The organism is Acinetobacter sp. SFA, from assembly GCF_001647535.1.
Lineage (GTDB): Bacteria > Pseudomonadota > Gammaproteobacteria > Pseudomonadales > Moraxellaceae > Acinetobacter > Acinetobacter pecorum.
The window spans coordinates 149,334-175,736 of the sequence record NZ_LSZI01000012.1 but is presented as its reverse complement, the minus strand read 5'-3'; the positions used below and the strand labels follow the sequence as shown (position 1 = coordinate 175,736).

The 26,403-nt window shown below is 41.3% G+C and carries 30 protein-coding genes and 1 other RNA gene; 12 read left to right on the top strand and 19 right to left on the bottom strand.

The annotated features are described in order from the left end of the window. Positions 1-10: 10 nt before the first annotated feature. The gene (locus tag AY607_RS05970; RefSeq protein ID WP_171254949.1) at positions 11-232 is read right to left on the bottom strand and encodes a transposase; all 222 of its coding nucleotides are present in this window, start codon (positions 230-232) and stop codon (positions 11-13) included. 622 nt (positions 233-854) lie between these two features. After that, the gene (gene hpaI, locus AY607_RS05965; RefSeq protein WP_064096062.1) at positions 855-1,649 is read right to left on the bottom strand and encodes a 4-hydroxy-2-oxoheptanedioate aldolase; all 795 of its coding nucleotides are present in this window, start codon (positions 1,647-1,649) and stop codon (positions 855-857) included. Between the two features lie 243 nt (positions 1,650-1,892). Between hpaI and nfsB the strand changes: the two genes are divergently transcribed. Both nfsB and AY607_RS14845 read left to right on the top strand, forming a co-directional pair. Continuing rightward, the gene (nfsB, locus tag AY607_RS05960; RefSeq protein WP_064102054.1) at positions 1,893-2,546 is read left to right on the top strand and encodes an oxygen-insensitive NAD(P)H nitroreductase; all 654 of its coding nucleotides are present in this window, start codon (positions 1,893-1,895) and stop codon (positions 2,544-2,546) included. Positions 2,547-2,653: 107 nt separating this feature from the next. After that, on the top strand, positions 2,654-2,881 hold the full coding sequence (locus tag AY607_RS14845) for a hypothetical protein (protein ID WP_081406359.1): 228 nt from the start codon (positions 2,654-2,656) through the stop codon (positions 2,879-2,881). Here AY607_RS14845 and AY607_RS05955 read toward each other — a convergent pair. The 4 genes from AY607_RS05955 to AY607_RS05940 all read right to left on the bottom strand — a co-directional run bounded on the left by AY607_RS05955 (position 2,844) and on the right by AY607_RS05940 (position 6,560). Beyond that, positions 2,844-3,698 (bottom strand): DMT family transporter, encoded by an 855-nt coding sequence (locus AY607_RS05955; RefSeq protein WP_064102053.1) that lies wholly within the window; start codon positions 3,696-3,698, stop codon positions 2,844-2,846. The genes AY607_RS14845 and AY607_RS05955 overlap by 38 nt on opposite strands. Positions 3,699-3,784: 86 nt before the next feature. Then, positions 3,785-4,822 carry a class II fructose-bisphosphate aldolase gene (gene fba / locus AY607_RS05950; RefSeq protein ID WP_064096059.1) on the bottom strand — a complete coding sequence of 346 codons (1,038 nt, stop codon included), beginning with the start codon at positions 4,820-4,822 and terminating at the stop codon, positions 3,785-3,787. Between the two features lie 120 nt (positions 4,823-4,942). Next, entirely contained in the window at positions 4,943-5,221 is a 279-nt protein-coding gene (locus AY607_RS05945; protein WP_064102052.1) for a hypothetical protein, read from the bottom strand. Positions 5,222-5,372: 151 nt separating this feature from the next. Next, the gene (locus AY607_RS05940) at positions 5,373-6,560 is read right to left on the bottom strand and encodes a phosphoglycerate kinase (protein ID WP_064102051.1); all 1,188 of its coding nucleotides are present in this window, start codon (positions 6,558-6,560) and stop codon (positions 5,373-5,375) included. Between the two features lie 139 nt (positions 6,561-6,699). Between AY607_RS05940 and AY607_RS05935 the strand changes: the two genes are divergently transcribed. Genes AY607_RS05935 through AY607_RS05925 form a run of 3 tightly spaced genes read left to right on the top strand, consistent with a single transcriptional unit; the run spans position 6,700 to position 8,874 of the window. Then, a complete protein-coding gene (locus AY607_RS05935; RefSeq protein ID WP_004279857.1) occupies positions 6,700-7,083 on the top strand; it encodes a DUF2237 family protein in 384 nt (127 codons plus the stop codon). Beyond that, positions 7,083-7,676, top strand: coding sequence for a Maf family protein (locus tag AY607_RS05930; RefSeq protein ID WP_064102050.1), 594 nt, complete (start codon positions 7,083-7,085; stop codon positions 7,674-7,676). The genes AY607_RS05935 and AY607_RS05930 overlap by 1 nt, the downstream gene beginning before the upstream one ends. A gap of 28 nt (positions 7,677-7,704) precedes the next feature. Then, the gene (locus AY607_RS05925; protein ID WP_064102049.1) at positions 7,705-8,874 is read left to right on the top strand and encodes a cupin domain-containing protein; all 1,170 of its coding nucleotides are present in this window, start codon (positions 7,705-7,707) and stop codon (positions 8,872-8,874) included. A gap of 78 nt (positions 8,875-8,952) precedes the next feature. Here AY607_RS05925 and AY607_RS05920 read toward each other — a convergent pair whose 3' ends face one another. The 3 genes from AY607_RS05920 to AY607_RS05910 all read right to left on the bottom strand — a co-directional run bounded on the left by AY607_RS05920 (position 8,953) and on the right by AY607_RS05910 (position 11,021). Continuing rightward, positions 8,953-9,732 (bottom strand): glutathione S-transferase N-terminal domain-containing protein, encoded by a 780-nt coding sequence (locus AY607_RS05920; protein WP_064102048.1) that lies wholly within the window; start codon positions 9,730-9,732, stop codon positions 8,953-8,955. Positions 9,733-9,833: 101 nt separating this feature from the next. Then, on the bottom strand, positions 9,834-10,343 hold the full coding sequence (gene rraA / locus AY607_RS05915) for a ribonuclease E activity regulator RraA (protein ID WP_064102047.1): 510 nt from the start codon (positions 10,341-10,343) through the stop codon (positions 9,834-9,836). A 12-nt stretch (positions 10,344-10,355) separates the two neighbouring features. Further along, the gene (locus tag AY607_RS05910) at positions 10,356-11,021 is read right to left on the bottom strand and encodes an NAD(P)H-binding protein (protein WP_064096052.1); all 666 of its coding nucleotides are present in this window, start codon (positions 11,019-11,021) and stop codon (positions 10,356-10,358) included. A 214-nt stretch (positions 11,022-11,235) separates the two neighbouring features. On the opposite strand from AY607_RS05910, the gene rpsT reads away from it, so the two are divergent. Then, a complete protein-coding gene (gene rpsT, locus AY607_RS05905) occupies positions 11,236-11,505 on the top strand; it encodes a 30S ribosomal protein S20 (protein WP_005096723.1) in 270 nt (89 codons plus the stop codon). 192 nt (positions 11,506-11,697) lie between these two features. Here the strand turns inward: rpsT and AY607_RS15315 are convergent, their stop codons facing one another. The 3 genes from AY607_RS15315 to AY607_RS05895 form a co-directional block, all read right to left on the bottom strand. Next, the gene (locus tag AY607_RS15315) at positions 11,698-11,823 is read right to left on the bottom strand and encodes a hypothetical protein (protein ID WP_257220449.1); all 126 of its coding nucleotides are present in this window, start codon (positions 11,821-11,823) and stop codon (positions 11,698-11,700) included. 237 nt (positions 11,824-12,060) lie between these two features. After that, positions 12,061-12,801 (bottom strand): histidine phosphatase family protein, encoded by a 741-nt coding sequence (locus AY607_RS05900; protein ID WP_064096051.1) that lies wholly within the window; start codon positions 12,799-12,801, stop codon positions 12,061-12,063. A gap of 60 nt (positions 12,802-12,861) precedes the next feature. Beyond that, positions 12,862-13,713: a 3'(2'),5'-bisphosphate nucleotidase CysQ gene (locus AY607_RS05895; RefSeq protein WP_064096050.1), complete on the bottom strand. Its 852-nt coding sequence runs from the start codon at positions 13,711-13,713 to the stop codon at positions 12,862-12,864. 395 nt (positions 13,714-14,108) lie between these two features. Between AY607_RS05895 and AY607_RS05890 the strand changes: the two genes are divergently transcribed. After that, positions 14,109-15,116, top strand: a complete 1,008-nt coding sequence (locus AY607_RS05890; protein ID WP_064102046.1) for an IS1595-like element ISAcsp6 family transposase — start codon at positions 14,109-14,111, stop codon at positions 15,114-15,116. Between the two features lie 430 nt (positions 15,117-15,546). Here the strand turns inward: AY607_RS05890 and AY607_RS05885 are convergent, their stop codons facing one another. Further along, positions 15,547-15,786: a hypothetical protein gene (locus AY607_RS05885; protein ID WP_064096049.1), complete on the bottom strand. Its 240-nt coding sequence runs from the start codon at positions 15,784-15,786 to the stop codon at positions 15,547-15,549. A 677-nt stretch (positions 15,787-16,463) separates the two neighbouring features. Here AY607_RS05885 and AY607_RS05880 point away from each other — a divergent pair. From AY607_RS05880 to AY607_RS05865, 4 genes are all read left to right on the top strand, one after another. Further along, entirely contained in the window at positions 16,464-17,138 is a 675-nt protein-coding gene (locus tag AY607_RS05880; protein WP_064102045.1) for an HAD-IA family hydrolase, read from the top strand. After that, positions 17,131-17,571: an RNA-binding S4 domain-containing protein gene (locus AY607_RS05875; RefSeq protein WP_064096012.1), complete on the top strand. Its 441-nt coding sequence runs from the start codon at positions 17,131-17,133 to the stop codon at positions 17,569-17,571. Before AY607_RS05880 ends, AY607_RS05875 begins: the two co-directional genes overlap by 8 nt. A gap of 145 nt (positions 17,572-17,716) precedes the next feature. Then, positions 17,717-18,760, top strand: a complete 1,044-nt coding sequence (gene recA / locus AY607_RS05870; RefSeq protein WP_064096011.1) for a recombinase RecA — start codon at positions 17,717-17,719, stop codon at positions 18,758-18,760. Between the two features lie 91 nt (positions 18,761-18,851). Next, the gene (locus tag AY607_RS05865) at positions 18,852-19,469 is read left to right on the top strand and encodes a regulatory protein RecX (protein WP_064096010.1); all 618 of its coding nucleotides are present in this window, start codon (positions 18,852-18,854) and stop codon (positions 19,467-19,469) included. A gap of 207 nt (positions 19,470-19,676) precedes the next feature. Here AY607_RS05865 and ffs read toward each other — a convergent pair. Beyond that, positions 19,677-19,773: signal recognition particle sRNA small type (gene ffs, locus AY607_RS05860), an RNA gene on the bottom strand. A gap of 294 nt (positions 19,774-20,067) precedes the next feature. Between ffs and AY607_RS05855 the strand changes: the two genes are divergently transcribed. Next, positions 20,068-20,865: a YbgF trimerization domain-containing protein gene (locus AY607_RS05855; protein WP_064096009.1), complete on the top strand. Its 798-nt coding sequence runs from the start codon at positions 20,068-20,070 to the stop codon at positions 20,863-20,865. 60 nt (positions 20,866-20,925) lie between these two features. On the opposite strand, the gene lpxA is transcribed toward AY607_RS05855, so the two are convergent. The 5 genes from lpxA to bamA form a co-directional block, all read right to left on the bottom strand. Beyond that, positions 20,926-21,714 carry an acyl-ACP--UDP-N-acetylglucosamine O-acyltransferase gene (gene lpxA / locus AY607_RS05850; protein WP_064096008.1) on the bottom strand — a complete coding sequence of 263 codons (789 nt, stop codon included), beginning with the start codon at positions 21,712-21,714 and terminating at the stop codon, positions 20,926-20,928. Then, complete coding sequence (fabZ, locus tag AY607_RS05845; protein ID WP_171254947.1) at positions 21,711-22,196, bottom strand: 3-hydroxyacyl-ACP dehydratase FabZ; 486 nt, start codon at positions 22,194-22,196, stop codon at positions 21,711-21,713. Before fabZ ends, lpxA begins: the two co-directional genes overlap by 4 nt. Before the next feature lie 5 nt (positions 22,197-22,201). Next, on the bottom strand, positions 22,202-23,272 hold the full coding sequence (gene lpxD, locus AY607_RS05840; RefSeq protein ID WP_064102044.1) for a UDP-3-O-(3-hydroxymyristoyl)glucosamine N-acyltransferase: 1,071 nt from the start codon (positions 23,270-23,272) through the stop codon (positions 22,202-22,204). A gap of 3 nt (positions 23,273-23,275) precedes the next feature. Beyond that, entirely contained in the window at positions 23,276-23,773 is a 498-nt protein-coding gene (locus AY607_RS05835) for an OmpH family outer membrane protein (protein WP_064096005.1), read from the bottom strand. 82 nt (positions 23,774-23,855) lie between these two features. Further along, the gene (gene bamA / locus AY607_RS05830; RefSeq protein ID WP_413772520.1) at positions 23,856-26,393 is read right to left on the bottom strand and encodes an outer membrane protein assembly factor BamA; all 2,538 of its coding nucleotides are present in this window, start codon (positions 26,391-26,393) and stop codon (positions 23,856-23,858) included. Positions 26,394-26,403: the final 10 nt, after the last annotated feature.

The window sequence follows — 26,403 nt, the reverse complement described above, 5'->3', positions numbered from 1 at the left end:
ATAGATTAGCTTAACACAAACGATAAAGCTGGTTCACACCGGTATAAAAGCTTTTACCATCAAGATTAAAAAGGATTTCCTCACCAGTTTGCAGCTGGATCATTTTTCCAACTTCTACCCAGATAAAACCATCCAGAGTGCTCTGTTTACGCTTTAAAGGAACTAATTTAACGTTAATTTCACCACCATTTACGGCAGTGGCGACATGCCATTCATTTAATATATTCAAAATATTTACTCATAATATGAGCTTTTTGTGACAGTACAAAGAGATTAATAAAACCAAATTTGTATAATAATTCTGTAGTTACTAGATGTTATTCAAGCTTAAATGCTTGAACCAAAAGTGAATCACAATCAGCTAAAATAATAAAAGCGAGAACTATACTCGCTCGAAGTTTTGCCACTATACCCTTTATTTCTTAGGAAAGCAAACATACATTGTCATTACAAATAACGATTTGAATTATGCTTTAAACCCTTATTTTGTAAATCTTATTTTATGAGTTAGACATAACCCGATCTTAAATAGTTCATAATAAATATCATCGACAGTCAGCTTAGCACTAAGAATAGAAAGTTCCATTCTGCTGTTTTTTGATAATTCACAATAAAAACAACACTATTTAAAACTGCGAAAAAAGATATGAATTATGAAACACGCTTTCTGTACTTATTGATGTCTTTGCTGGCACTTATTCTCTCAAATGCTTTGCTGTTCTTGTAAAAACTGTTCCGCTCCCTGAAGATTCATTAGGATTTTCTTATATTTGAATGAATAGCTTTCTTAGACAGTTTTTGATTAAAAATAAATCAAAACCTAAGTAAGCTATTCATTCAGAAGTTCTTATTGATTAATAGCCGCCAGTCAGGTGAATTACATTGATATCCTTTCTATATTTTCCTAGCAGATCACGTAAAGAATTCATCAAAACGCTGGTATCCACGCCCACAGCGACAAACTCAGTACCAAGCTCGAGATATTTCTGAGTCACTTCATGCTGGGTCGACAAAATCCCTGCGGCCTTGCCGGCAGCACGAATACGTTGAATGGCATCTACTACTGCTTTTTGCACTTCAGGATGATTTGGATCACCTTGATAGCCCATGGTCGCAGACAAGTCTACCGCACCAATAAATACCCCATCAATCCCGTCAAGCTGAAGAATAGCATCCAGATTTTCCAGCCCTGTCACTGATTCAATCTGAATTAATAGACAGATTTCCTCATGAGCCCTTTGATAATAATCCGGAATACTGTTCCAGCGGGTAGCACGTGCCAGCGCAGCGCCTACACCACGAATCCCTTCAGGCGGATAACGAACTGCCTTTACCATAAGCTCGGCCTGTTCCACAGTTTCCACCATCGGAATCAACAGCGTTTGTGCTCCGATATCAAGGAGCTGCTTAATCAGTTGTACGCTGCCAATGGGCGGCCGTACTACGGCTTGCGAGGGATAAGCAGCAATACTTTGCAGTTGTGACAAGGTCGTTCTCAGATCACTGGGTGCATGCTCACCATCAATCAACAACCAGTCGTAGCCTGCATTGGCTGCAATCTCGGTACCATAGGCATCGGCCAGTCCAATCCATAAGCCGATTTGCTGCTGGGTTTTAAGTTTGTGTTTAAAATAATTGGTCACTTGCATCCGCTAACCTATTTGCATGTTGCTGCCGATGCCTCTTATTAAACGCTTCTTGCTTAAAAGTGCCAATAGACAAAAAATAGTTTTTAATCTGATTTAGCTCTAAGTTTGGCTGACACACAGTTCAAGATCATTTTAGAATTGGCTTTGCTAGATGCTGTTTTATTGTAATAATCTGGGGAATAGGAAAGTGTATATAGTTAAAATCCCTACCCGCTGCTTATTTGAAAAGATTGGAGTCCATTGATGGATTTACTCAAGATCGCGCAAAATCGCTACACCACTAAAGCCTATGATCCTAGCAAAAAAATCCCCCCAGCCCAGTTTGATCGCCTGTTAGAAATTTTGCGTCTTACCCCCTCTTCGATCAATATTCAGCCGTGGCATTTTTTTATTGCGGATCATGATGCTGCCAAAAAGCGCATTGCAAAAGCCTTGGTCGGCACTTATGCCTACAATGCACCCAAAGTTCTGGATTCTTCACATACCATTTTATTCTGCACCAAAGCAGATATTAATGAGCAACATTTAGACAACTTATTAAACCGTGATGATCTTAGCGGCCGTTTTAAAGATGAATCTGCCAAGGAAGGCCAGAAAAATACACGCGCAGGCTATATACATTACTATCGTAATGAAAAAGGAGATATTCAGCGCTGGGCGGAAAACCAGACCTTTATTGCACTAGGCCAGTTGCTTCTGGCTGCCGGAATTGAAGGTATCGATGCCACACCGATTGGCGGTTTTGATGAAGAGATTATCAGTGAAGAACTACAACTTGCAGAACAGGGTTTGATCCCTTCCGTATTGTTGACTTTAGGCTATCGCAGTGAAAATGACTTCAATGCCAAGCTACCTAAATCACGCCTACCTGCCGAAGATATTTTCACCAAACTGTAATTAAATTATGTTATAAAAGGGGCCAAGTGCCCCTTTGCATATCAATTCGGGCCTATTTTTTGCTTTATTCTCCAAATATCTAACTAGAATAACAATTAGAGGTATCCATGTCTGTTATAGCTTCCCGCTCCTTAAAATTCGAATGCAAACATTGCGATAAAATCTATTTACACCATTATGCGCATTCCCAGTATCGTTATCCGCATTGTCCCGACTGTAAACAGGCCGGCTTGCTGCTGGGACGGGCAGAAAAACAAGACCTGCTGCGTTATCCGCTTGAATTTGCCTCTTCCTATGTTAGACAGACATTGCATAAGCTAGGCAAATCACACTGATCACACCTAGGATTAATCCTATCGTGCTTGCAGGTTTGAGGCGCTCCTTAAAGATCAGCAACCCTGCAATTACACCAAAAATGACTACCAGAATATTCATGCCGGCAAACACGATTGCCGGTGTATCTTTAAGCAGCATATGTGCCTTGACATAAAAGGCGATGTTGGCGAAGTTCAGTACGCCCAGTAGCAGGCCTAAGCCGATGTCCTTGCCGGACCCCAGATGATGATATTTGAGTAGTAGATACAGCATCGATAGAATCATGGCGCATACAAACATCAGATTAAGCGCTACGGCAAATTGCAAACCCAAGCTGGTCGTATATTTCAACAATACATCAATCAGTGCATAACCCATCCAGACCAAACCCAGATATAACATTCCCTGACTGCCCTGCCCGCTACTTTGGCGATGTGAAAGCAGAATGCACAGTACTGCACTGATCCCCAAGGCAATACCCAGTATTTTTAGCTGGTTGAACTGTTCCTGAAAAATAAAATAGGCTGCCGCCAGAGATAAAACCACCGAGAGACGCTGGGCAATTTCTGTTTTTAAAATTCCCGCTGTCTGTAAGGCCTGAGCCAGAAACAGGAACACGCTTGGAAGCAAAATACCCAAGGCTAAAATGAGTAACCACGGTGTCTGGGTCATTGAAATATGCTGAATATCAGGCTTGAACCAGACAAAACATAAGAGACTAGCTGAGGCATAATTCCAGCTAATCATGTGAATCGGGCTCAAGCCCTTGTTCCTGGCGACTTTTAATAATATTGAGACTACAACACTACATAATGCTGCAATAAAAATCAGTTCCATACGCTGCTCTTATTTTTTCATCTTTATTTATGCATAAAAAAGCCCACATTTGCTGTGGGCCCTTCTTATAAATCATTCATCAGGAATTATTTATAACGCTCAACCATTTTCTCTAGAGAAATCGGGCGAATCTTGTCTGCATTACCTGCAGTACCAAAAGCTTCGTAACGATCAATACAGATTTGCTTCATTGCATCTACAGTTGCACTGAAGAATTTACGTGGATCGAATTCGCTTGGTTTTTCAGCCATCATACGGCGCATTGCACCTGTAGACGCCAAACGCAAGTCAGTGTCGATATTAATTTTACGCACACCGTGCTTGATCGCTTCAACCAGTTGCTCAACAGGTACACCATACGTTTCTTTGATGTCACCGCCATACTGGTTAATCACTGCTAGCCATTCTTGTGGCACAGAGCTTGAACCGTGCATAACAAGATGAGTATTTGGCAGAGCTGCATGAATTTCTTTGATGCGGTCAATCGCAAGAATATCGCCTGTAGGTGGACGAGTAAACTTGTAGGCACCATGAGAAGTACCGACTGCAATTGCTAATGCATCAACATTGGTATCTGCAACGAATTGACGCGCTTCTTCAACAGAAGTCAGAAGCTGAGAATGGTCAAGTACGCCTTCAGCGCCTACGCCATCTTCTTCGCCTGCCATTCCTGTTTCCAGGCTACCCAGACAGCCGATTTCACCTTCTACTGAAACGCCACATGCATGTGCCATTTGGACAGTACGGCGAGTCACATCAACGTTGTATTCGTATGAAGTTGGTGTTTTACCGTCTTCACCCAGTGAGCCGTCCATCATGACCGAAGTAAAGCCCAACTGGATAGAACGCTGACAAATGTCAGGGCTCGTACCGTGATCCTGATGCATTACCACTGGAATATGTGGCCATTCTTCAATTGCAGCCAAAATCAGGTGACGCAAGAACGGAGCACCTGCATATTTACGTGCACCCGCAGACGCCTGTACGATTACAGGTGAATTGGTTGCATCTGCTGCGAGCATGATTGCACGCATTTGTTCTAAGTTGTTTACGTTAAACGCTGGTACGCCGTATGCATGTTCGCCGGCGTGATCCAAGAGCTGGCGCATCGAAATAAGAGCCATAATATCCTCCCAGGTAATGGGCCATATTCTACATGTTCAACTATTTCAATACAGCCAAAAAATACAATATTTTATAAAAAATCCCTGCTTTTGCAGGGATTTTCACTTGCGTACTCTCACTTAGTGTGTAACAGGCTCAGAAGCTGCGGCTCCAGACTCATCTGGTGTAGCTGCATCTGCCGACGCATTGGCAATTTCAGGCGGGACATCCATATTTTTTTCATCCAGAACCGGCTTATCAATGGCATTAATTGCTGCCTGTTGTTCTGGGCTTACGGTTTCTGCAGCAACAGGTGCTGAACCTTCTACTTCAGATTCTGGGGCACTTTCCTGTTTCGCACATGCGGTTAAGGCCAAAGATGCTGCCAGTAATGCAGCTAAAGTGAGTTGCTGTTTCATCAGGAGATCTCGTTTTGTTGACTCATGGTCTGCATCATATGACAGGTTTATTGCATTTTAATGACCAAATGATGAACGGATTCAGAATCTCTGGTCTATAAAAATAAAAAAAAGCTGGCATCATGCCAGCTTTTTAAATCAGAACCTACACTTAAGCACGTTCTAATAGCACTGCAACTGCAGGAAGTGTTTTACCTTCAACAAACTCAAGGAATGCACCACCACCCGTCGAGATATAGCCAATCTTGTCAGCCACTTCATACTTGTCAATCGCAGCCAGAGTGTCACCACCACCCGCGATCGAGAAACCTTCCGATTCAGCAATTGCTAAAGATAAAGTTTTAGTACCTTCACCGAATTGATCTACTTCAAATACGCCGACCGGGCCATTCCAAAGAATGGTTTTAGAGGTTTTCAGGATTTCTGCAAATGCTTTTGCAGTTTCCGGGCCAACGTCTAGAATCATGTCGTTATCAGCAACATCTGCAACGTTTTTCACCGTTGCTTTGGCTGCAGCCAATGAACCCAAGAAATCTTCAAAGTTGATTTCAGAGGCATCTGCAACCACAACGTCAGTAGGAAGCGGAACTGATACTTTTGCAGCAATGGCTTTTGCTGTATCGATCAGGTCTTTTTCACACAATGATTTACCTACGTTATAACCCGCTGCAGCAAGGAATGTATTGGCAATACCACCACCCACAATCAATTGATCACAGATATCAGACAGTGAAGTCAAAACATCAAGTTTGGTTGAAACTTTAGAACCTGCAACAATCGCCACCATTGGTTTTTCTGGAGTTTTCAGTGCACGGCCAAGCGCATCCAGTTCAGCTGCCAATAAAGGACCTGCTGCTGCAACTTTCGCTAAACGCGCTACGCCTTCAGTTGAGGCCTCTGCACGGTGCGCTGTACCAAAGGCATCCATTACAAATACGTCGCAAAGTGCTGCATATTTTGCTGCAAGCTCAGGGTTGTTTTTCTTTTCACCCACATTAAAACGACAGTTTTCAAGCAAAACAACCTGACCTGGCTGAACATCAACGCCATCTAAATAGTCAGTGAACAGTTTCACTTCCTGACCCAAAGCTTCAGTCAGGTAAGCCGCTACAGGAGCAAGTGACTGTTCAGCCTTAGGCTCACCTTCAACCGGACGACCCAGATGAGAATACACCATTACTGCAGCGCCTTTTTCTAGTGCTGCTTTAATCGTTGGCAATGCTGCACGAAGACGCGCATCGCTGGTGATCACACCATTCTTAACAGGAACGTTTAAATCTTCACGGATCAGAACACGTTTACCTGCTAAATCGAGGTCAGTCATACGCTGAAAGTTCATGTAGAGCTCACTTTATAGATATTAAAACCAGCCGATTTTAAATGATTATGCAGAAAAAGGTTAGCATCTTTTGCAGAAATCATTATGAATGCCAAAGTTTTGTTATGATAGAAAAAAGCCTCTTTTAGATTCAGTCCCTATGTCGATACATCCTGATCCAAATCTTAACCGTTTGAACGTGTTAGGTGAGCCTTTGTCCAGCTGTTGCTTCGATCCGATTACCGGGTATTTCCGCAATGGCTTTTGCCATACTGCAACCACTGATCTGGGGCAACATACGGTATGTGCGCAAATGACTTCAGAGTTTCTGAATTTTTCCCAAAAAGTCGGTAATGATCTGATTACACCTTTACCTGAACTGGACTTTCCCGGCCTGCAGCCTGGCGATTTCTGGTGTATCTGCGTGACGCGCTGGGTAGAAGCCTATGAAGCCGGTCAGGCACCCCCGATCAAGCTGCAAGCCTGTCACAAAGCTGTTCTTGCTTACGTACCGTTAAATATTCTTGAGGAATATGCTGTCTAATGAATTCTGTACAGATTATCTTGGCATCATCCAGTCAAACCCGTAAAGCGCTGATGGATCGTTTGCATATTGATTATATTTCCGTAGTTCCGGATATTGATGAGTCTCCTCGCGGGGAAAATCATGCAGATGATCTGGCACAACGACTGGCTTTTGAAAAAGCCAGATATATTGCTGAACAGAATCCAGAAGCGATTGTGATCGGCTCAGATCAGGTGGCATGGCGTGAAGGTGCACCGGATATTTTTATCGGTAAACCATTAACGACTGAAAAAGCTATTCGCCAGCTACAAGCCAACTCGGACAAGATTGTATATTTCAGTACGGCGCTCAGTGTGCAGCAGCTATCGACCGGTTTTGAACAAAGTCTGGTTGAACACTATAAAGTCAAGTTTCGTAAACTGTCTCAGGCCGAAATCGAGCGCTATATCGAAATTGAACAGCCGTTACATTGTGCAGGCAGTTTCAAATGTGAAAGCCTGGGTATCAGCTTGTTTGAAGAAATGATCGGACAAGACCAGACTACGCTGATGGGCATGCCGATGATCAAGCTCTGTCATATTCTTCGTGAATTAAAAATTTTGGTTCCTTAATCTCCCCCTTAAATTCAGGCTGTAATCTATGTCTCAACCTTTAGACGTATTAGGCGGTATGACCGCTGAACAATTTCTTAGTGAATACTGGCAAAAGAAACCTTTACTGGTACGTAATGCAATGCCTGAAATCGTCAGTTTGCTTGAACCCAATGATGTGATGGAACTTGCGCTTGAAGAACATGTCACTGCCCGTCTCATCAAGCAGAAAGACCGTGATCCGAATCAGTGGAGCGTGAAATCTTCGCCTTTACTCAAAGCAGATTTCCAGAAGATGCCCAAACTCTGGACACTTCTGGTTCAGGCCGTAGATCATTATTCATTTGACCTGTCGGCACTTTGGAAAAAATTCCCGTTTATTCCACAATGGCGTCGCGATGACATTATGGTGTCTTATGCACCGCAAGGCGGTTCAGTCGGCAAACATTTCGACTTCTATGATGTATTTCTGGTACAAGGCTATGGCCACCGTCGCTGGCAGCTTGGGCAAATATGTGATGCCGAAACTCCATTCGTTCCGGGTCAACCACTCAAACTGTTACCAGAAATGGAAGTTAATTTTGATGAAGTCCTGGCACCTGGCGACTTGCTCTATGTGCCGCCTGGTCTGGCTCACTACGGCGTCGCTGAAGATGACTGCCTGACTTATTCTTTCGGTTTCCGTATGCCGAATGTCAGTGACATGATGGATCGTGTCGGCGACAAGTTTGCCGAAAATGAAGCTTTACGCAATCCTCTGACTGACATCATTCGTGATCAAATCAGTGCTGCTGGTGAAGTCACAGCGAATGAGCTTGAATATCTGAAAGGCAAAATCATGGAGCAACTGCATAACTCCAATGTACTTGAAGATGCCATTATGAGCCTGATGTCTGAACCCAAATACCCAGAAAACCTTCCGGAAGCTGGGAAAATTGGTACGGGCGACCTGGAAGAGGCATTGGATCAGGGTTATAGCATTATGCTCGAGCCTGCATCACGCCTGCTTTATACTGACGAAGATGGTGAAGTACTGTTCTGGGGCAATGGCGAAGGTTTATGTGTCTCGGAAGCTTTTGCAGAAAAACTCAAGCTGATTGCCAATGGTGAGTCTGTGATGCTGGATCTGGACTTTGCTGATGAAGATATGCTGGAAGATCTGGCAGATCTGCTCAATGAATCAATTCTCATGCTGGTTCCACCTGCTGAAGAAGAATAAGAAATATAAAAAAGAGGATCAAATGATCCTCTTTTTTTTCTGGCTTAGGAATTCTTTTATTTAAAACAGTTACAGGAATCAATATCCATACTGACGTTTTAGATAATCCACAATATCTTTCGATTCGAACATTTTCACATTGGTATTCGGGTCGACCAGATAAGGTACCTGAATATTATTTCCCATCACTTCTAAGACATGTTCACGCTTACCGCCCGGCAATGGTTCATATTTACCCGGTTTTAGTCGCAGTTTTGCCAGACCCTGATCCTGCCAGCGCTCTTTCGCTACATTATGGTAGATATAGGGAATTTCTAGCTCAGACAATACACCACGGACAATACGGGTATATGGGCTGGCTTCAAAGCCCCACAGTTCAAGAAGCTGTGCAGGTACAGGTTTATCTTTCTTTAAGGGTTTCGCCATACCACCGCGTAGGCCGTTCACCATCGTACCGGCAATGGCGGCAACTGGCACCTTTGGATAATTTGCATACTTGGCTGGGGTTTTACCGGTTTTGCCATAATGCTTAAACAGGTGGTGAATAATATCCTGAGATTCGTACAGCTTATCTCCCGTGTTTTCATCCACTAAAAATGGGAACTGAAGTTTACCGCCCTGCTGTTTTACTTCGGGACGAAAGCGTTTACCACCTCGTGGACATGGATACACTTCGTAATCGAGGTTCAGTAAAGTCATTACTTCACGCACACGGCGACAGAATGGTGAGCCTTCGTATTCATAAAGCTTTAGCGGCTTTTCAGGCTGGTTTGGAAACGGGGTTCCAGTCGTTCCTCGACCGCCTTCCAGAAATGCAGATGCCAATGCCTGTGCTACTTTGATCTGATGACCTACCATATCGTCTATCCTCTTTATTATTTTAAAGCCGTGAAAGCTGCAATCTAAACTGCCGAACTTTCACGTTATAGCTGATTTTTGTATGTTTTCAATAAACAGGATTAGTCCACCAGTTTTTCTTTAGACAAAACGATACCATTATTGTCTGCATAGACGTATTCACCTGATTGAAAGGTAACGCCACCGAAGTACAGTGGTATATCAACTTCGCCAATGCCTTTACGGTTGCTCTTTTGCGGAATCGCAGCTAAGGCATGCACACCAAGATCAAGTCCAGCGATTGCATCGACATCACGCACACAACCATAAATAATTACACCATTCCAATGATTTTTTACGGCTGACTCTGCAATCAGGTCACCCATCAAGGCGCAGCGCATTGATGCACCACCATCTACCACCAGTACCTTGCCGGTTCCATCTGTGGCCAACAATTCTTTGACACGTGAATTATCTTCAAAACATTTCACCGTGACGATCTGACCGCCAAAATTTTTTCGTGATCCATAACTTTTAAAAAATTTACCGTCCAGACAAGGTGTAACTACTTGAAGCTCTAGCTCAGGATGGTCATCTAACAAGTCACAGGTAACAAATGCTGCTGTAGACACGGTGTTTTCCCCTCATTTCATTTTTTGTATACGTAAATTATCATAAATTTCAAATTTTACCGTCTGGGTCAGCGCAGCCTCGACCATAGTATGAGCGACCTGTTCAGCTGTCACTGGCTTGTAAACAAAATTGTCAGGAATAAAACGCGATACTTTATGGTAAACCTGCTGCGCGATATCTTCTAGAAAACGCTGTTCTGGACGTTCACCAATAAGCAATGAAGGCCGAATCAGACTGATTTTATCCAGGGTCAATGTTTGCACATAATCCTCCAGTTCGCCTTTAACCCGGTTATAGTAAAAATGTGATTGCGAATTGGCGCCCATCGCACTCAGCAGCAGGTAATGCGCTGAAGTCTGTTGCAATAGCTCTGCAAAGTGTGCGTTTATCGTATAGTCAATACTATAAAATGCCTGTTTAGATCCGGCTTTTTTCATGGTGCTGCCCAGACAGCTAAAGCCATGGCTATGCTGGCTGACATCCTGATCATTCAGCATCAGGAAATCCTCTAATACCAGTTGTTGAACTTTATCCAGAGCATCCAGATCTTTTTGATATTTTCTGACCACTGCAGTAATCTGCTGGCAAGTGGGTTCTTCCTGCAAACGTTTTATTAGTTGTTTCCCTACCAATCCGGTGGCACCTATAACAACGGGATGAGTCAGTGATTTAGTCATTTTTTATACGATCTCCTAGGTGGAATACTAATCTAACGTTTTCTTTAGAATTTTTCTGCATCTAAAATGTTGTCAAAGCATGTCAAGACTTGACTTCGGTGCTTAGTTTAATCAGAATATGGCACTTGTTTACGGGCTGGTGATAATTCCTCTGATGTTGGTTTTCAGTTGAGTTTCAGCCCGCCCAGACCAATCAATTTCAAGGAGTGCACGAGTGGCAAACTCTGCTCAAGCTAAAAAACGTGCTCGTCAAAACGTTAAAGCACGCAAACACAACGCAAGCTTGCGTTCTATGGTTCGTACCTATCTTAAACGTACATTAGCTGCTATCAGCACTAATGACTATGCTGTTGCTACTGAAGCGTACAAAACGCTTGTTCCAGTAATCGACCGCATGGCTGACAAAGGCATCATCCATAAAAACAAAGCAGCTCGTCACAAGAGCCGCTTGAACGCGCAAGTTAAAGCACTAGCTTCTAACTAATCGCAAATAAGAAAAGCCCTTTTTAGGGCTTTTTTTGTATCTGAAATTTAGAAAATTTAAAGAAAAAAAATATCAATCTTCATATTCATACCGCCTGGCTGATGTATTTAACCTGCCAATACCATGCTGAGATTAGATAACTATTTAATAAATTCAAAACCAAGTCATATTTCTATTTTCAAGTTCTTTAACTTATCGATCTTTATCCATAGAGGATGGCGAAGTCGTTTTGTCCTGTTTCGAATTGTCAGTGTCCCGTTTTTGACATGCGGTTAAACCCAAAATCGCGATCAGGCTTAAAACTGTAATAATTTTCATAATTTTTTCTCAAGAAGATTTCCATATCTATCAAGCATAGATAATTTTCAGCGTTACATTATTGAACTTTTATCTTATAAATGTAAAAAATGCTATTTTAGAATTTACTCTTTAACGTTTTAGACCGACGTATAGTTAATGATCAATACAGAAGTTCAGCATCTTTATAATTTTTACAGCTAAAAATAAAAAACCCAATTGCTGCGCACAATTGAGTCTTGGATAAAATAATTTTATTTAAGAAGTCTGTGAGCGCTTAAAATCAGCAATATCCAGTTCATGTACCTGACCACGCCAGATCCATTTTAGTTTGGACTCTAAAAATATATCTCCCTCGAACCAGACAAATAACCCTTCCATCATTTTTGGCCAGTCTTCCCGACTGACATCCTGACGTCCCGACATCACCGCAATCATTGCTGCCAAAATGGTGTCGTGGCTGACGGCCAGACTCAATCCATATTTATTTTGCGGATGAGTGTTGTAAATCAGTTCCAGCACATCCACCACACCATGAATCGGCTGTTTCATCCCCGGCAAGGCATTATTGACAAAACTGTTAATGAAGCCGAGCGCACCCTGCTTGGCGAAATAAGGTCCGGCTTTTTGAATATCCAGCACAAAACTGCCCGGCTCAACCAGAAGCCCCTGCTCTATAATTTCAATGTTATGGGTATTTTGCTCAGGAGTAACCGCATCTGCCCCTTCAATCATCAGGGCAGCGGTATCGATACAGCGCTGGATCGGACTCGAAATACAGTGATGAATCATGCGATCCGTCTGATCAGCCAGATAAGCGCCCCATTCTTGCGCCAGATCCCGTCCCTGACTGGTCAGTTGCAGGTCATAACCTGCTAAACCCTGACCCCGCACATCCTCACGAATCGAATGTCGTGTGAATAAGGTGACAGGCGTCTGTACATCGGGCAATAGATCAATTGCACTCAACATACTCGGAGGAAGCAGTTTCAGGGACACGTTACAGCCTAGTGGATTTGTAATAGCTTAATTACCACTATAACATGCTCAGGATTTTGCTCAATGCTCAGTCTGCATGTCAGACACTGCCTGCAATGCAATATTTTTCATCTCATTATTTTTAAAGGCAATGAATCCGCCATTCAGCAAGGTATTCCGATGATTATAGGTAAATGGACGGCCTTTAAAATCGACCAGGCCACCACCAATCCGTTCGAGCATACATTGACCAGCACTGGTATCCCATTCCGAGGTCGGATGAAACCGTGGATAGATATCCACCTGATCTTCTAACATCAGGCAAAATTTATAGGCACTACCCGCTTTAAATTCCGTATAGTCAGTAAGCTTGGCCAGACTTTGCAAATACTCGGTATATTTCGGTTTCTGCTGGCTGCTTTGACTCAAACCTACAGAAAGTATTTTGGTTGTCAAAGACGTTTCATATTCGAACCAGGCCATAGTTCGAATATCATATTTATAAGGCAATCCCTGCTCTGGACAGAAATAAATCAGTTGCTGCTCAGGAACCGCCAATATGGCAAAAGTGGTTAAACTGCCTCTGACCAGACTTAAATTAATGGTGAATTCAGGCCGTTGGTGCAAAAACTCTTTGGTTCCATCTAGCGGATCAAGCAACCAGAATTCTGTCCATGAGCGGCGTTCATGCTCTTGCCCTTCTTCAGACAATAAAGGTAAGTCTGAAATCTCCGCCAAAGCCCGAGTCAGATAAGTATTAACCCGAAAATCTGCCTGAGTCACCGGAGAATTATCATCCTTTTTAATGACATCAAAAGCTGCACCAGAACAATAACGCTGATATTCTTCTCGCAAAATTTCACAAGCTTGGGTCAAAATGGGCACGAACTGTAAAACCATCGGGTCTTGTGGCGCTGCTGTTGCTCTAAACATAGAAAACCTGAATCTCTCAAATGCTCTGAAAAACCTAACATATTTTTCAATAGGCAGGGATAGAGTTTCAAAATATTAATTTAGATATATTTTTATTTATTATTTAATTTTATACATATATTCAAAAACATACTTACATTCATAATAGATAGAAACTCTTAACTGGAGGACTTTGCTACGATTTCAATTCTATTTGCATACCCGTATTACCCGCTAGATTGACTGCAGACGCCCATCGACTATCGCGATTTTGTATTATTTTTTTAAGATAAAAATGCCCGGATAAGTACCACCATCCGAGCTTTAGTAAAAGGCTGTGTTTTAAATAATCGTTGATTGATTAATATTTGTGCGATATGTTTAAAGCTAAATAGTGATTGGCAAGGTGATACATTATGGATGTTACTAAAAACCTTGATGTTATAAAACAATTATTTAGCAATCTTTCTGAGCATGATAAGCAAGCTTTCTTATTGTCTGTATCAGCAAAAGATAATATTAAAAAAGTTATTCAACCTAAAAAAATTTCTTGTTGTTTGCATTGCGAGTCTAAACATTTTGTAAAGAATGGAAAAGAAAATAACAATCAACGCTATTTATGTAGGATTTGTAAAAAATCCTTTGTAGAACAAACAGGTACTATTCTATATAAGACTCATAAAAGTATAGATGTTTGGGATAAATATATTGAGTGCTTTTTAGAGAAATACTCAATTCGCAAAAGCGCTCGAATTTGTAAAATCAACATTGCAACAGCATTTGCTTGGCGACATAAAATACTTGATGCCTTACAAAAAATGATGGATGAAGTTGAATTGTATGGGGTAGTACAAGCAGATGAAACATATACGACTATATCTTACAAAGGTAATCATAAACACTTTATGTTGCCACGCCCAGCGCATCAGCGAGGGACAAAAGCAACCAAACGAGGAATATCTCAAGAGCAGGTCTGTGTTACCTGTGGTGTAAATCTCAGTGGGCTATCTATTGCTAAAATATCTAATCTTGGTCGCCCAACTTTATCGGATGTACAAAAGGTTTTAGATGGAAAAATTAAAACTGAGTCGATTTTTGTTACTGATTCCCTGCGCCCATATCAAAAGCTATCAAATGATATGAATCTGAATCATATACGCATTGATACCGATAAGCGCTCTAAAGGTATATTTAATATTCAAACCATTAATAATTATCATAGTTGCTTAAAAGCTATGATTATTAATACATTTAAAGGAGTAGCAACAAAATATTTGAATAACTATCTTGTGTATCATAATTTCGTTAATTTTTATAAAGATACGATTGAGAATAAAAATTTAATTTTAATTGAGTACATTAGAGATACTATCTGTTTAAGTAAATCTATTGATATTTCAAAAAGACCATGTGTACCGATTTGATGTAATTCAAAATAAATCAAGCACTTGTGATTTTATATTAATAAAAAAATTACTCTGAGGATGGGGAATGAATAATCAAGAGCGATTAATAACGGCACTGTATTACTCAATAGGTGGGGTTATTCTAGGATTGGGATTGGCGATTTTTACATCATTTTATCTCAGCACTTCATTTAGTTCAGTTAAAATAGTTATTATCACTATAATTTCTTGCTTCATTATAGGTTATTTATTTCCAAATTTTATTGGAAATATATTTAGATGGGTTTGGAAAATTTTCGTAAATTAGATTTTTTATAAAAAATTAATTTATTGCCTTAATTAAAAATAAAACTATGAGTTTTACAAATGAAAATCATAGTTTCATTTCTTAAATCAACGTATTCTTAAAACACAGCCTAGTAAAAATATAATTTCTTGGCTAAGAAAATTAATGCATTCCTAAATCAGTAATAGCGATAATCTTAATATCCTCTTTTAAATCAAGATAACTCATGACTTCTTTAGAAATCTGCTCTAGATCAGTTCCACCATGTTCTGCCAGTCCGACAGAAGCATTTTTGAGTTCGACTGTCTTAATTTCACCGTTCTGCATGTAAGCAATTAAATGTGTGGGTTGAGGACCTGATGGCACTCCTAGATTAACGACACTTTGAAAATCAGCATCCATTTTTATTCCTTACAATTTAATTAATGTGTTTCTTATTTAAGCGAAGAAAATAGAGCAAAACAATTGAATGACCTTTATGGATTATTATCCAATTTGTAAAGCGCGACCAGTTGGGTTCTGTGCTGCCAAAGTACATTTTTTTTGCACCTGATGCGTTTCAACCTCATTGCTCGCGTCTACTTATTGCAGATAAACCAGCAACTCAAAGGCCCGATAATTCTACTTATAAAAAACTTTATGAAACGCATTCGTATCCCACCAAAGATCGCAAATGTCTTTAACTGTGAGCTGTTTCAGATATTCATCCCCCTCCTTTCAACACAATAGCGGTATTGCCACACGATATTAAGGTTAGGTATTAGTCGAATCGACGGACCACCCCGATCTGTCACCACCCCCACCTTTTCATGTAGTTGTGCTTTATTGAATTTAAGCCCACCATCACTTCAACCCATATAAATTTTCCTGCCCAAATGCTCTATACTTTGCATATATTCAAGCAGAGCAAAATTATGTATACCCCGATGTACATAATTTTTTCTTGAAAGGTAAATGATTTTGTTGAACTTTGAAATTATTTGATCACCGTTAAAGAACGCGAAAGACAGCTAATTTCATTGAATCTAAAGCTTTTCTACATGCTTTGTTGAACTTTGAAAAACTTTGGAGAATCCTGAATGCAAAGACCGACTATCATTTTCGATATGGATGGTACTTTACTTGACCTTGCCTACGATGATTTTATCTGGAACGAGTTATTGCCTGTACGTTATGCAGCAACTCATGGCTGTAGCCTGGAACAAAGCCAAGCGATACTCTTTGCATTTTATCAGCAACATAATCACACTTTAAACTGGTACTCCTCGCGCTTCTGGACGGCGAAAGTCGGAGTTGATGTTTTGGCCATACAAATTGAACATAAAGATAAAGTCGCTTTACGCCCTCACTGTCTTGAATTACTGGATTATCTCAAAAATAACGGCTATCCCATCTGGCTGGCCACCAACGCTGACTGTGCCGGTCTAGCTTTCAAACTGGATCACTTGAATTTAAGAGATTATTTTGATGTGATTGTCAGCTCAGAAACGATTGGGCATGCCAAAGAATTTGTCGAATTCTGGCAAGGCCTGAATGCACTGCATCCATTTGATCCTACACATGTTTATTTTATTGATGATACTGAAAAAGTCCTGAATGGCGCCAAAACCTATGGCATTCAAAATCTGTTGAGCATCCAGCAACCCTCTTCAGCCAAAGTCGCACGCGAGACTTGCAATTACCCGATGCTGGACCAATTAACAGATTTAATCACTCATTTAAATCAGGCTGAGGTAGAAATAAAATATGCGTAAATCGTCTTTACCCGAAGATGCGGTAGGCATGCGTATAGACAAATGGCTATGGGCAGCACGGTTTTTCAAGACCCGTTCGATTGCCAAACATGCGATTGAAGGCGGTAAAGTTCATCACAATGGTGAACGAGTCAAGGTATCGCGCGAAATCCGCGTCGGTATGGAACTGACGATTCAGCAAGGTATCGACAAAAAAACCGTGCTGGTTAAGGAGCTTTCTGATGTTCGTGGCCCTGCACCGGTGGCACAAAAACTGTATGAAGAAACCGAAGTCAGTATTGCACGTCGGGAATTGATTACATCACAAAGAAAGTTGCATAATCTAGCTCGTCCCGACCATCGTCCAAGTAAGAAAGATCGTCGTGACATCAGTAAATTTAAAAATGAAAATAGTCAGAATTTTGATGAGTCATGGTCCTATAATGACGATTAAATTTAAGCGTCAGAATATGTCGTACATGCGCTGACTTTTATAGAACACTAGGGAAAATTCTGTCACTATACACCTGTGGAACAAAGCTCTAATTTAAGACATCCACTTGAGTACTAACTTAGTGACATCGTATTGAGGTTGTAAGATGGATGAGAATAAAAACAAGGCGCTCAATGCTGCCTTAACCCAGATTGAAAAACAGTTTGGTAAAAATACAGTTATGCGTCTTGGTGACAATACCGTTCAGGCAGTTGAAGCTGTGTCTACAGGTTCTTTAACGCTGGATATTGCACTCGGTATTGGTGGTTTACCTAAAGGTCGTATCGTCGAGATCTATGGTCCTGAATCTTCAGGTAAAACCACAATGACCCTGCAAGCAATTGCAGAGTGTCAGAAAGCAGGCGGTACATGTGCATTCATCGATGCGGAACACGCACTTGATCCTCAATATGCACGTAAACTGGGTGTAGATATCGACAACCTGCTAGTATCGCAACCCGATCACGGTGAACAGGCACTTGAAATCGCAGACATGCTGGTGCGTTCTGGCGCGATCGACATGATCGTTGTCGATTCCGTGGCTGCCTTGACTCCGCGCGCTGAAATTGAAGGCGAAATGGGTGACTCGCATATGGGTCTGCAAGCCCGCTTGATGAGCCAGGCACTGCGTAAAATTACCGGTAATGCCAAACGCTCAAACTGCATGGTGATCTTCATTAACCAGATTCGTATGAAGATTGGTGTCATGTTTGGTAGCCCTGAAACCACAACTGGTGGTAACGCACTGAAGTTCTATGCATCTGTACGTTTGGATATCCGTCGTATCGGTCAGGTGAAAGAAGGCGACGAAATTGTTGGTTCTGAAACCAAAGTCAAAGTTGTGAAGAACAAAATGGCGCCTCCGTTCAAGGAAGCACTATTCCAGATTCTTTACGGTAAAGGTGTTAACCATCTAGGTGAATTGATCGACCTTGCTGTACAGCAAGAAATCGTGCAGAAAGCCGGTGCGTGGTATTCATATCAAGGCGAAAAAATTGGCCAAGGTAAGAACAACACCATCCGTTATCTGGAAGAGCATAAAGAAATGGCTCAGACGATTGAAAAACTGATTCGCGACCAGCTTCTGACTAAAGCAGTGGTTGTTGAAGAAGACAATAGCAAGGAAGAGCCCGACTTTTTAGATGCGTGATCTTATTAGATGCATCATCTATAAACGTCAAGACACAGCGCCCTACGGGGCGTTTTGTTATTATATATGGAATGTAAAATCCGAGAGAATCATGTCAGACGCGAAATTTAGCAAACTGCTCGATTATGAAACTTTAAAACAGCAGTTTGGCGATGCTGAAGATCATACTCAACCTGCAAAAACAGCACTGCAAGACACTCCTGAATCTGATCCAGAGGAACGCCTGTTTTCTTCCTCATCAGCCAAAGATAAAAAAAAACCAGGACTGACTGGCTCACGTTTACGTTCTTATGCTTTTGCGGTACTGACGCGCAAGGAATATTCCAAAGCTGAACTGATAGAGAAACTCGCCCTCTATGCAGAGCATCATGATGAAGTTATTAACCTAGTTGAAGAGCTGTCCCGCGAGAACTATCAAAGTGATCAGCGCGTGGCGGAAACCATGTTGTCGAGTCAAAAGCGTAAAGGCAAAGGCCCCAATCAAATTAAAATGAAACTCAAGAGTAAAAAGATTGATGCCGCGCTTATTTCGGAAGAACTCAAGGAAACCGACTGGGTACAGCAGGCCTACGAGCTAAAAGTCAAAAAATATGGAATAGAAGTCACTAAAGATCCTAAGCTCAAAGCCAAACAGATCCGTTTCCTGATGTATCGTGGTTTTGAAATGGATGCGATTATCAAGGCAATTAACCGTAAAGCAGAAGATTAACTCTTATCTTTTTTTTGAAAGCCTTAATGAATTAAATATTTAATCCCATATAGTTGAGAAAATAAAGTAAAGCACAATATAAACTAATAATGATTTAATCATTAAACTAATAAGATAATGCTGTGTGAGGATATTGAAAAAGGAATGATATGTGAAAATATAAAACTGCGAAGTCGCATTGTTATTATAATAAGAATATGGTGGCAACCCTACCAGCAAAGCTCCGGCACATCATAGTTCTACTACCGTTGCTACCTTCCGGTCCTGGCGGGGTTCATAGAGTACAATTGCGAAGTAACCAGCAGGGCTACCATTACAAAAACAGAGTATAGAGATTTTTAATCAAGTTGCAAGCCTTGTTTCTTAAAATACCCCTTTCAGCTATCCGTTTGATTATTTTAAAAACAATATCGATATTTCTGCAGCTTTGGGAGCAATCTTCACAATCAATCCATCAATACTCAGATTCACATGATCTTTGTAAAACCTTGTTGCATTTTCTAAAAATGCCGTTTTTAATGTGTGCAACGTATATCAATGATCTATCTTGAAAAGATGAGTAGCGGATCCGCATCTCACAAAGAATTATGGAAATTTTATGATGCTTAAAAAGACCGTATTGTGTGCAGTGACAGCACTCTTTACCATTCCTCTATTTGCCAATATTCCTATTGAATCGCGTGGCTTGAGTCAAACCAGCAACCAGACTGCAGTCAATACCCCAGCCGCAATCCCTGCTGGCGCAGCTCCAGCCGTTCAAACCAATACCAGCTGGCAAATCATGCAAAAGAACCAGCAGCTCGAGAATGATCTGCGGATTTTGCGCGGTAAAATAGAGGAACAGGAAAATGAGATTGCGCAGCTTAAAAATGAACTGAACAATCGTTATGCCGATCTCGATCAGCGCCTAGAACTGTTACAGCAAAAAATTGAACCTGCTGAAGACAATCCAACGGAGGAAAACCCACAGGATACTGCACCCAGCCTAAGCGCAAATAAGGTCAATACAGCAAGCAGCGGACAGCAACCTGCTGAGCTGGAAAAAGCAGCTTATACCGTGGCTTTAGATGCTTATAAAAATGGCGGTGCAGCCAAAGCCATTGCACCCATGCAAAACTTTATTAAAAACAATCCGAATAGCGTTTATATCAGCAATGCTTATTTCTGGTTAGCAGAATTCAATCTGGCGATCGACCCGCCAAAATTTGCTGAAGCGAAACGAAATTATCTGATTGTAGTGGACCGCTATCCAAATTCGGCAAAAGCCTCTACTGCCCTGTATCAGCTTTATAACATCAGCAAAGATGTCGAAAAGAATGCTACGCTTGCATCGCAATATAAAACAAAGTTATTGAAGAATTATCCGAAAGCAGAGGAAATAAAATTTCTTAAGTAAAATAGAAAGTTCTAAAACAAAAAAAGACACCATGAAGGTGTCTTTTTTTAATTCTGTCATTTAGCGCACGATGCCACGCTTAGACTGCTCAAGTGAATCAATCAGACGTTGTGCTTCAGGAACTTCTGGAAGAATTTCGCCACGGATTTTCTCAACCGCTTCCTGAGTGGTTAATCCCGATTTATAAATCAGCTTAAAGGATTCACGCAAACCGTTAATGGTATCTTTCGACCAGCCTTTACGACGCATACCTTCGACATTCATGGCAAATGCATGCGCCGGATTGCCTGAAACCATGACATAAGCCGGGACATCTTTTAGAATTAATGATGCACCCCCAATCATGCTATAAGAGTCAATCTTGCAGAACTGATGGATTCCAGAGTTACCGCCAATGACGACGTAATCACCTATATGCACATGACCAGCCACACCGACATTGTTGGCGAAAATATTATAATCACCGACCATACAGTCATGAGCAATATGCGTATTCACCATGAGCAGATTATGACTGCCAATCTTGGTTATACCTTGATCCTGGACCGTACCACGATGCAGACTGCAATGCTCGCGAATCTTGTTATGATCACCAATTTCCAGCCAGGTTTCTTCACCTGCGTATTTTAGATCCTGACAAACTTCGCCCACACTGGCAAACTGGAAAATTTCGTTATATTCACCTATACGCGTATAGCCTCCCACCACGACATGTGAATGAAGTTTGCTACCCGCCCCAATAGTGACATTTGGCCCAACAATACAATAAGGACCAATTTCTACACCGGCAGCAATGACTGCTGATGAATCAATAATGGCAGTTGGATGAATCAGGGGATTATTGCTCATGCCTGCTCGACTTTCTGATGCGAAACCATAATTTCCGCGGTTGTTGCGACGACGCCATCTACTGTGGCAGTACAATTATATTTGTAAATGCCGCGTTTATGCATCACTAATTCAGATTTTAAAACCAATTGGTCACCTGCAACCACCTGTTTTTTAAATCTAACCCTCTCCGCACCCGCAAACAGGAACAATGAACCCTCGCTTGGAACTTCATTATTCATCACAAAGCCCAAGATTCCAGAAATTTGAGCCAATGCCTCTACAATCAGCACACCCGGCATGATGGGATAATTCGGGAAATGGCCTTGCAGAAACTCTTCATTAATTGAGACATTCTTATAACCAACAATGCCATTTTCGGTAATCTCAACAACGCGATCAACCAGTAAAAATGGATAACGATGGGGCAAATATTCACGAATCTTTTGAATATTCATTGGCAATTCAGGCTTCGTGAATGTAGGCAAATTCGACTCTATCATCATAATTATTTACGCAACTTAAATGTTGATTCAATGGACTCAATTTGAGATTGCATATGATCTAATCGTTTTACCAATTGGGTCAATGGCACATCTGCTAATTGTCTTAAACGAACCACCGTGCGTTTCCATTGCTGATTTGGCAGCAATCCCATACCTGAAGAATATGTACCAGCTTCAGTAATGTTATTTGTCACCATTGACATTCCAGTTAATGTCACATTATCGACTATATCTAGATGTCCTGATACACCACAAGCACCTGCCAGAATACAGTTTTTGCCAATTGTGGTACTACCTGCAATACCGCATTTAGCCGCAATAGCGGTATTAGCACCAATCTTGACGTTATGGGCGATTTGCACAAGATTATCAATAATGACGCCTTGTTCCAAAATCGTGTCATCCAAGGCACCGCGATCGATACTACAGTTTGAACCAATCCGGACATCATCAGCAATGCGCACCGAACCCAACTGGGCAATACGATGCCATTTACCTTGATAAGGTGCAAAACCAAAACCCTCACTGCCAATTACGCTATTGGCATGAATGCGAACACGATTTCCGATTTTGGTTTCACCGGTCAATGTGACATGTGCATCGATAAAACAGTCATTACCAATTTCAACCTGATTATCTATTTGAACATGCGACTGAATAATCGTGTTTTCACCCACTACGCAGTTCTCGCCAATTACTACATAATGTCCAATATAGGCACTGTCAGCAATGATGGCAGATGGATGAATTTGCGCAGTACTCTCAATGCCCCGATTCGTATGCTTTTTCTCAAAAACGTGAGTCAGAATAGCAAAAGCCAGGTAAGGATTGGCCACTATAATAAAGTTGTGCTTGGACCTTAGCTGCTCTTTTAATTCAGCAGTTACAATCAAAGCGCCCGCCTGACTCTGAGCAGCCTGTTCCAGATATTTATCTGCATTAACAAATGCCAGGTCTTGAGAAGTTGCCTTTTCAAGACTTGCCAGACCTCTCAAACACAAATCTGCCTGACCTGCGTACTCGCCTTGTACAAGGCGAGCAAGATCAGCTAACTGAAGTTTTTGATGATTCATTGATTACTTAATTGCATTAACCTTTTGAATCATTTTATCAGTTAAATCATATTTAGCGTCATAAGCAAGTGCTGAATTTTTATTTAAAATCCCATCCAGGTTATTTTCTTTGCGCAGTTGCTCAGCAACCAACTTGACACGTGCATCAAATATGGTACGAATCTGTTTAATTGAACCCTGAACACTACTCTGCACAGATTGCTGGAGCTGGTTTAATTCCTGAAACTTGGTTTGATACTGGGCAGACATTTGCTGTTTTTCTGCATCAGTCAATTTGGTATTTGACTGAGCACGTTGCTGTAAAGCTTCTAGTTCTTTACTGAGCTGCTCAATCTTGGTCGTTTGCGGCTGAATTTTTTGCTGGAATATCGAATTTTGTTGTTTCAAGTATGTACTCCCCTCAACCACTCGTTCCAGATCAATTACCCCAATACTGGCCGCTTGAGTTATAGGAGCAATATTCGCTAAAGCCAGGCTCATCGCCATAATCATTTTTTTCATATTCTTACTCATTCAAAAAAATTTGCTCACAAAGTTTTTAAACCTCATGAGCAAAATCTACCTTCAGGATTTCCTGAGACTCTTAGAAAGTACGTCCAATTTCAAACTGGATATTTTTGGTTTCATCGCCGTCTTTTTTATTCAATGGATAAGCATAGCTCAATGATAATGGCCCAATCATGGTAATCCAGGTAAAGCCAGCACCTACGCTATAACGCATATTATCCACATCAAAACCGAAGTTATCTTTACAGTATTGTTTAGCATCAATACCTGGATCATTTTTATCACCGGTCAAGTACAGCTTACCACTTGGTACACTACACTGCGTATCGAAGACCTGAGCACCTTCAGCAAACAGAACCGGACGAACCTGACGTGCCCAATCTCCCTTGAACGGAATAGGAAGTACCAGTTCAGTACCAAACTGCACTAAAGCATTACCACCGACTTCTTCAGGATCCCAATCTCTTTGATTGGTTTCATTAAAAGTTACGCCTGGATATCTAGGTCCCAGTGTACTGTTCTCATAACCACGAACTGAGCCAAAACCACCTGCAAAGAAATTCTTATAGAATGGCAGATCATTACCATAACCCAACTTGCCATAACCGCGCAGGATAAAATCTTTACCTAGCGGGAAGAATGCCTGTGCATCATAAGTCAGTTTTTGGTATTCCACATCACTGCCCGGCAATGCGACTTCACCATTGATTCGATGAGACATACCACTTGTCGGGAACATTGGGCGGTTTAAGGTATTATAAGACCATCCCAAATTCAAATTGTAGGTTAAGAAGTCACCTTTGAACTGGTCATCAAAATCAACCAAGTTCGCTGTCTGACGATCGGCATCCAGACACTTGTCTTTGATGTCATAACCTTCAGGTGGATTTGTTGGTCTTGGCTTTTTATCCAACACATCTAAATCTGCCTGAGAATACAGATAAGCTGTACACACATCAGTCCGGCGATTCGTGGCCTTACCACCTTTCGATAACAAATAGTCACGTACATAAGTAGATACATACGGACCAGTTGTTACTTCGGTCTGGTCAATATTGAGCCCCATGCTCACACTCTGGTTCTCATCAATTGGATAACCAAAGTTGATCCCACCACCAAAACTGTCTGTTACATAGTTGTTGACGTTATAGTCATCATCCAGCTTGGTTTTACGATAATAAAGATTATAACCGCGACGCACCCCATCAATCGTAAAGTACGGGTCCATCACACTCAGGTTATAGTAATCTTGCGTTTCAGAACGTGATAAATCGATCGATACACTATTACCGGTACCCAAGAAATTGGTCTGGCTTAAACCGGCCTGGAATGTAACACCGCCGCTCTGCGAGAAACCAACCGCCAAGGTACTGGTTCCTGAATGCTGCTCTTCGACTGCAACATTCAGATCTACCTGATCCGGCGAACCAGGAATACGCGCGGGCTTAATATCTACGGTTTTAAAGAAGCCGGTACGCTCCAGACGCACTTTAGAAAGGTCAATCTTCTCATTACTTGCTAATGCACCTTCCATCTGGCGCATTTCACGACGTAATACTTCATCGGCTGTTTTATTGTTACCGGTAAAATTAATACGTCGTACCGTAACTTGCTGACCCGGATTAATATAGTAATTCAGATCAACCATTTTGGTGTCATTGTTAATTTGAGGAACAACGTTGACTTCGGCATAGTAATAACCCGCATTACCGTACTTGCGTAACAATAACTGCTTAACCGCGTTGACCTTTTCCTGCGAATAAATTTCGCCTTCTTTAAAGATTTGCAAGGCTTGCAATTCTTCAGTCTTATAAAGCGCATCGCCTAAATATTTGGTTTGACCAAATTTAAACTGCTCACCTTCATCCACAGAAACTTCGATAAAGACATTCTTTTTATCTTCACTCAAATTAAGACTAGAATTGGTAATATTAAAGTTGATATAACCGCGATTCAGGTACATGGCACGCAAAGCTTCAAGGCTTGCCGCCATTTTTTCACGTGCATAACGGTCATTTCGGGAAATGACAGAACTCCAGCCACTTTCTTTTACTGCAAAAGCCTGCTTGATATCGGATTCTTTAAATACAGTATTACCAATAATATTGATATCGAAAACTTTGGCTGCTTTGCCTTCAACAAAATCAATTAGCAATTCAACCCGGTTATTTGGTCGAGGAGTTGTCTTAACTGTAATATCCGCATCATAACGACCTTGCTGCATGTACTGCTGTTCAAGTTCAGTTTCAATGGTTTGTAATGCTGACTTCTTCAGTACCTCACCTTCAGCCAGACCCATTTTCTTCAGGCCATCTTCAAGTGCTTCCTTAGGAATCAGTTTATTGCCTTTCAATTCAATTTTTGAAATGACTGGGCGTTCAACCACCTGGAAAACCAAAGTATTGCCTTGCTGAACAGCTTTAATGTCATCAAACAGGCCTGATGCATACAAGCTACGAATTGCATTAGAGATGATGGGATCATTGACCCGATCACCACTGTTAATCGGCACTAGGCCATACACATTGTCAGGAGTTAAACGTACTAATCCATCAAATTTTATATCTTGTACAATGAATTCATCTGCTGCATATACTTGTTGTGCTACTGCCATTGCACTAACG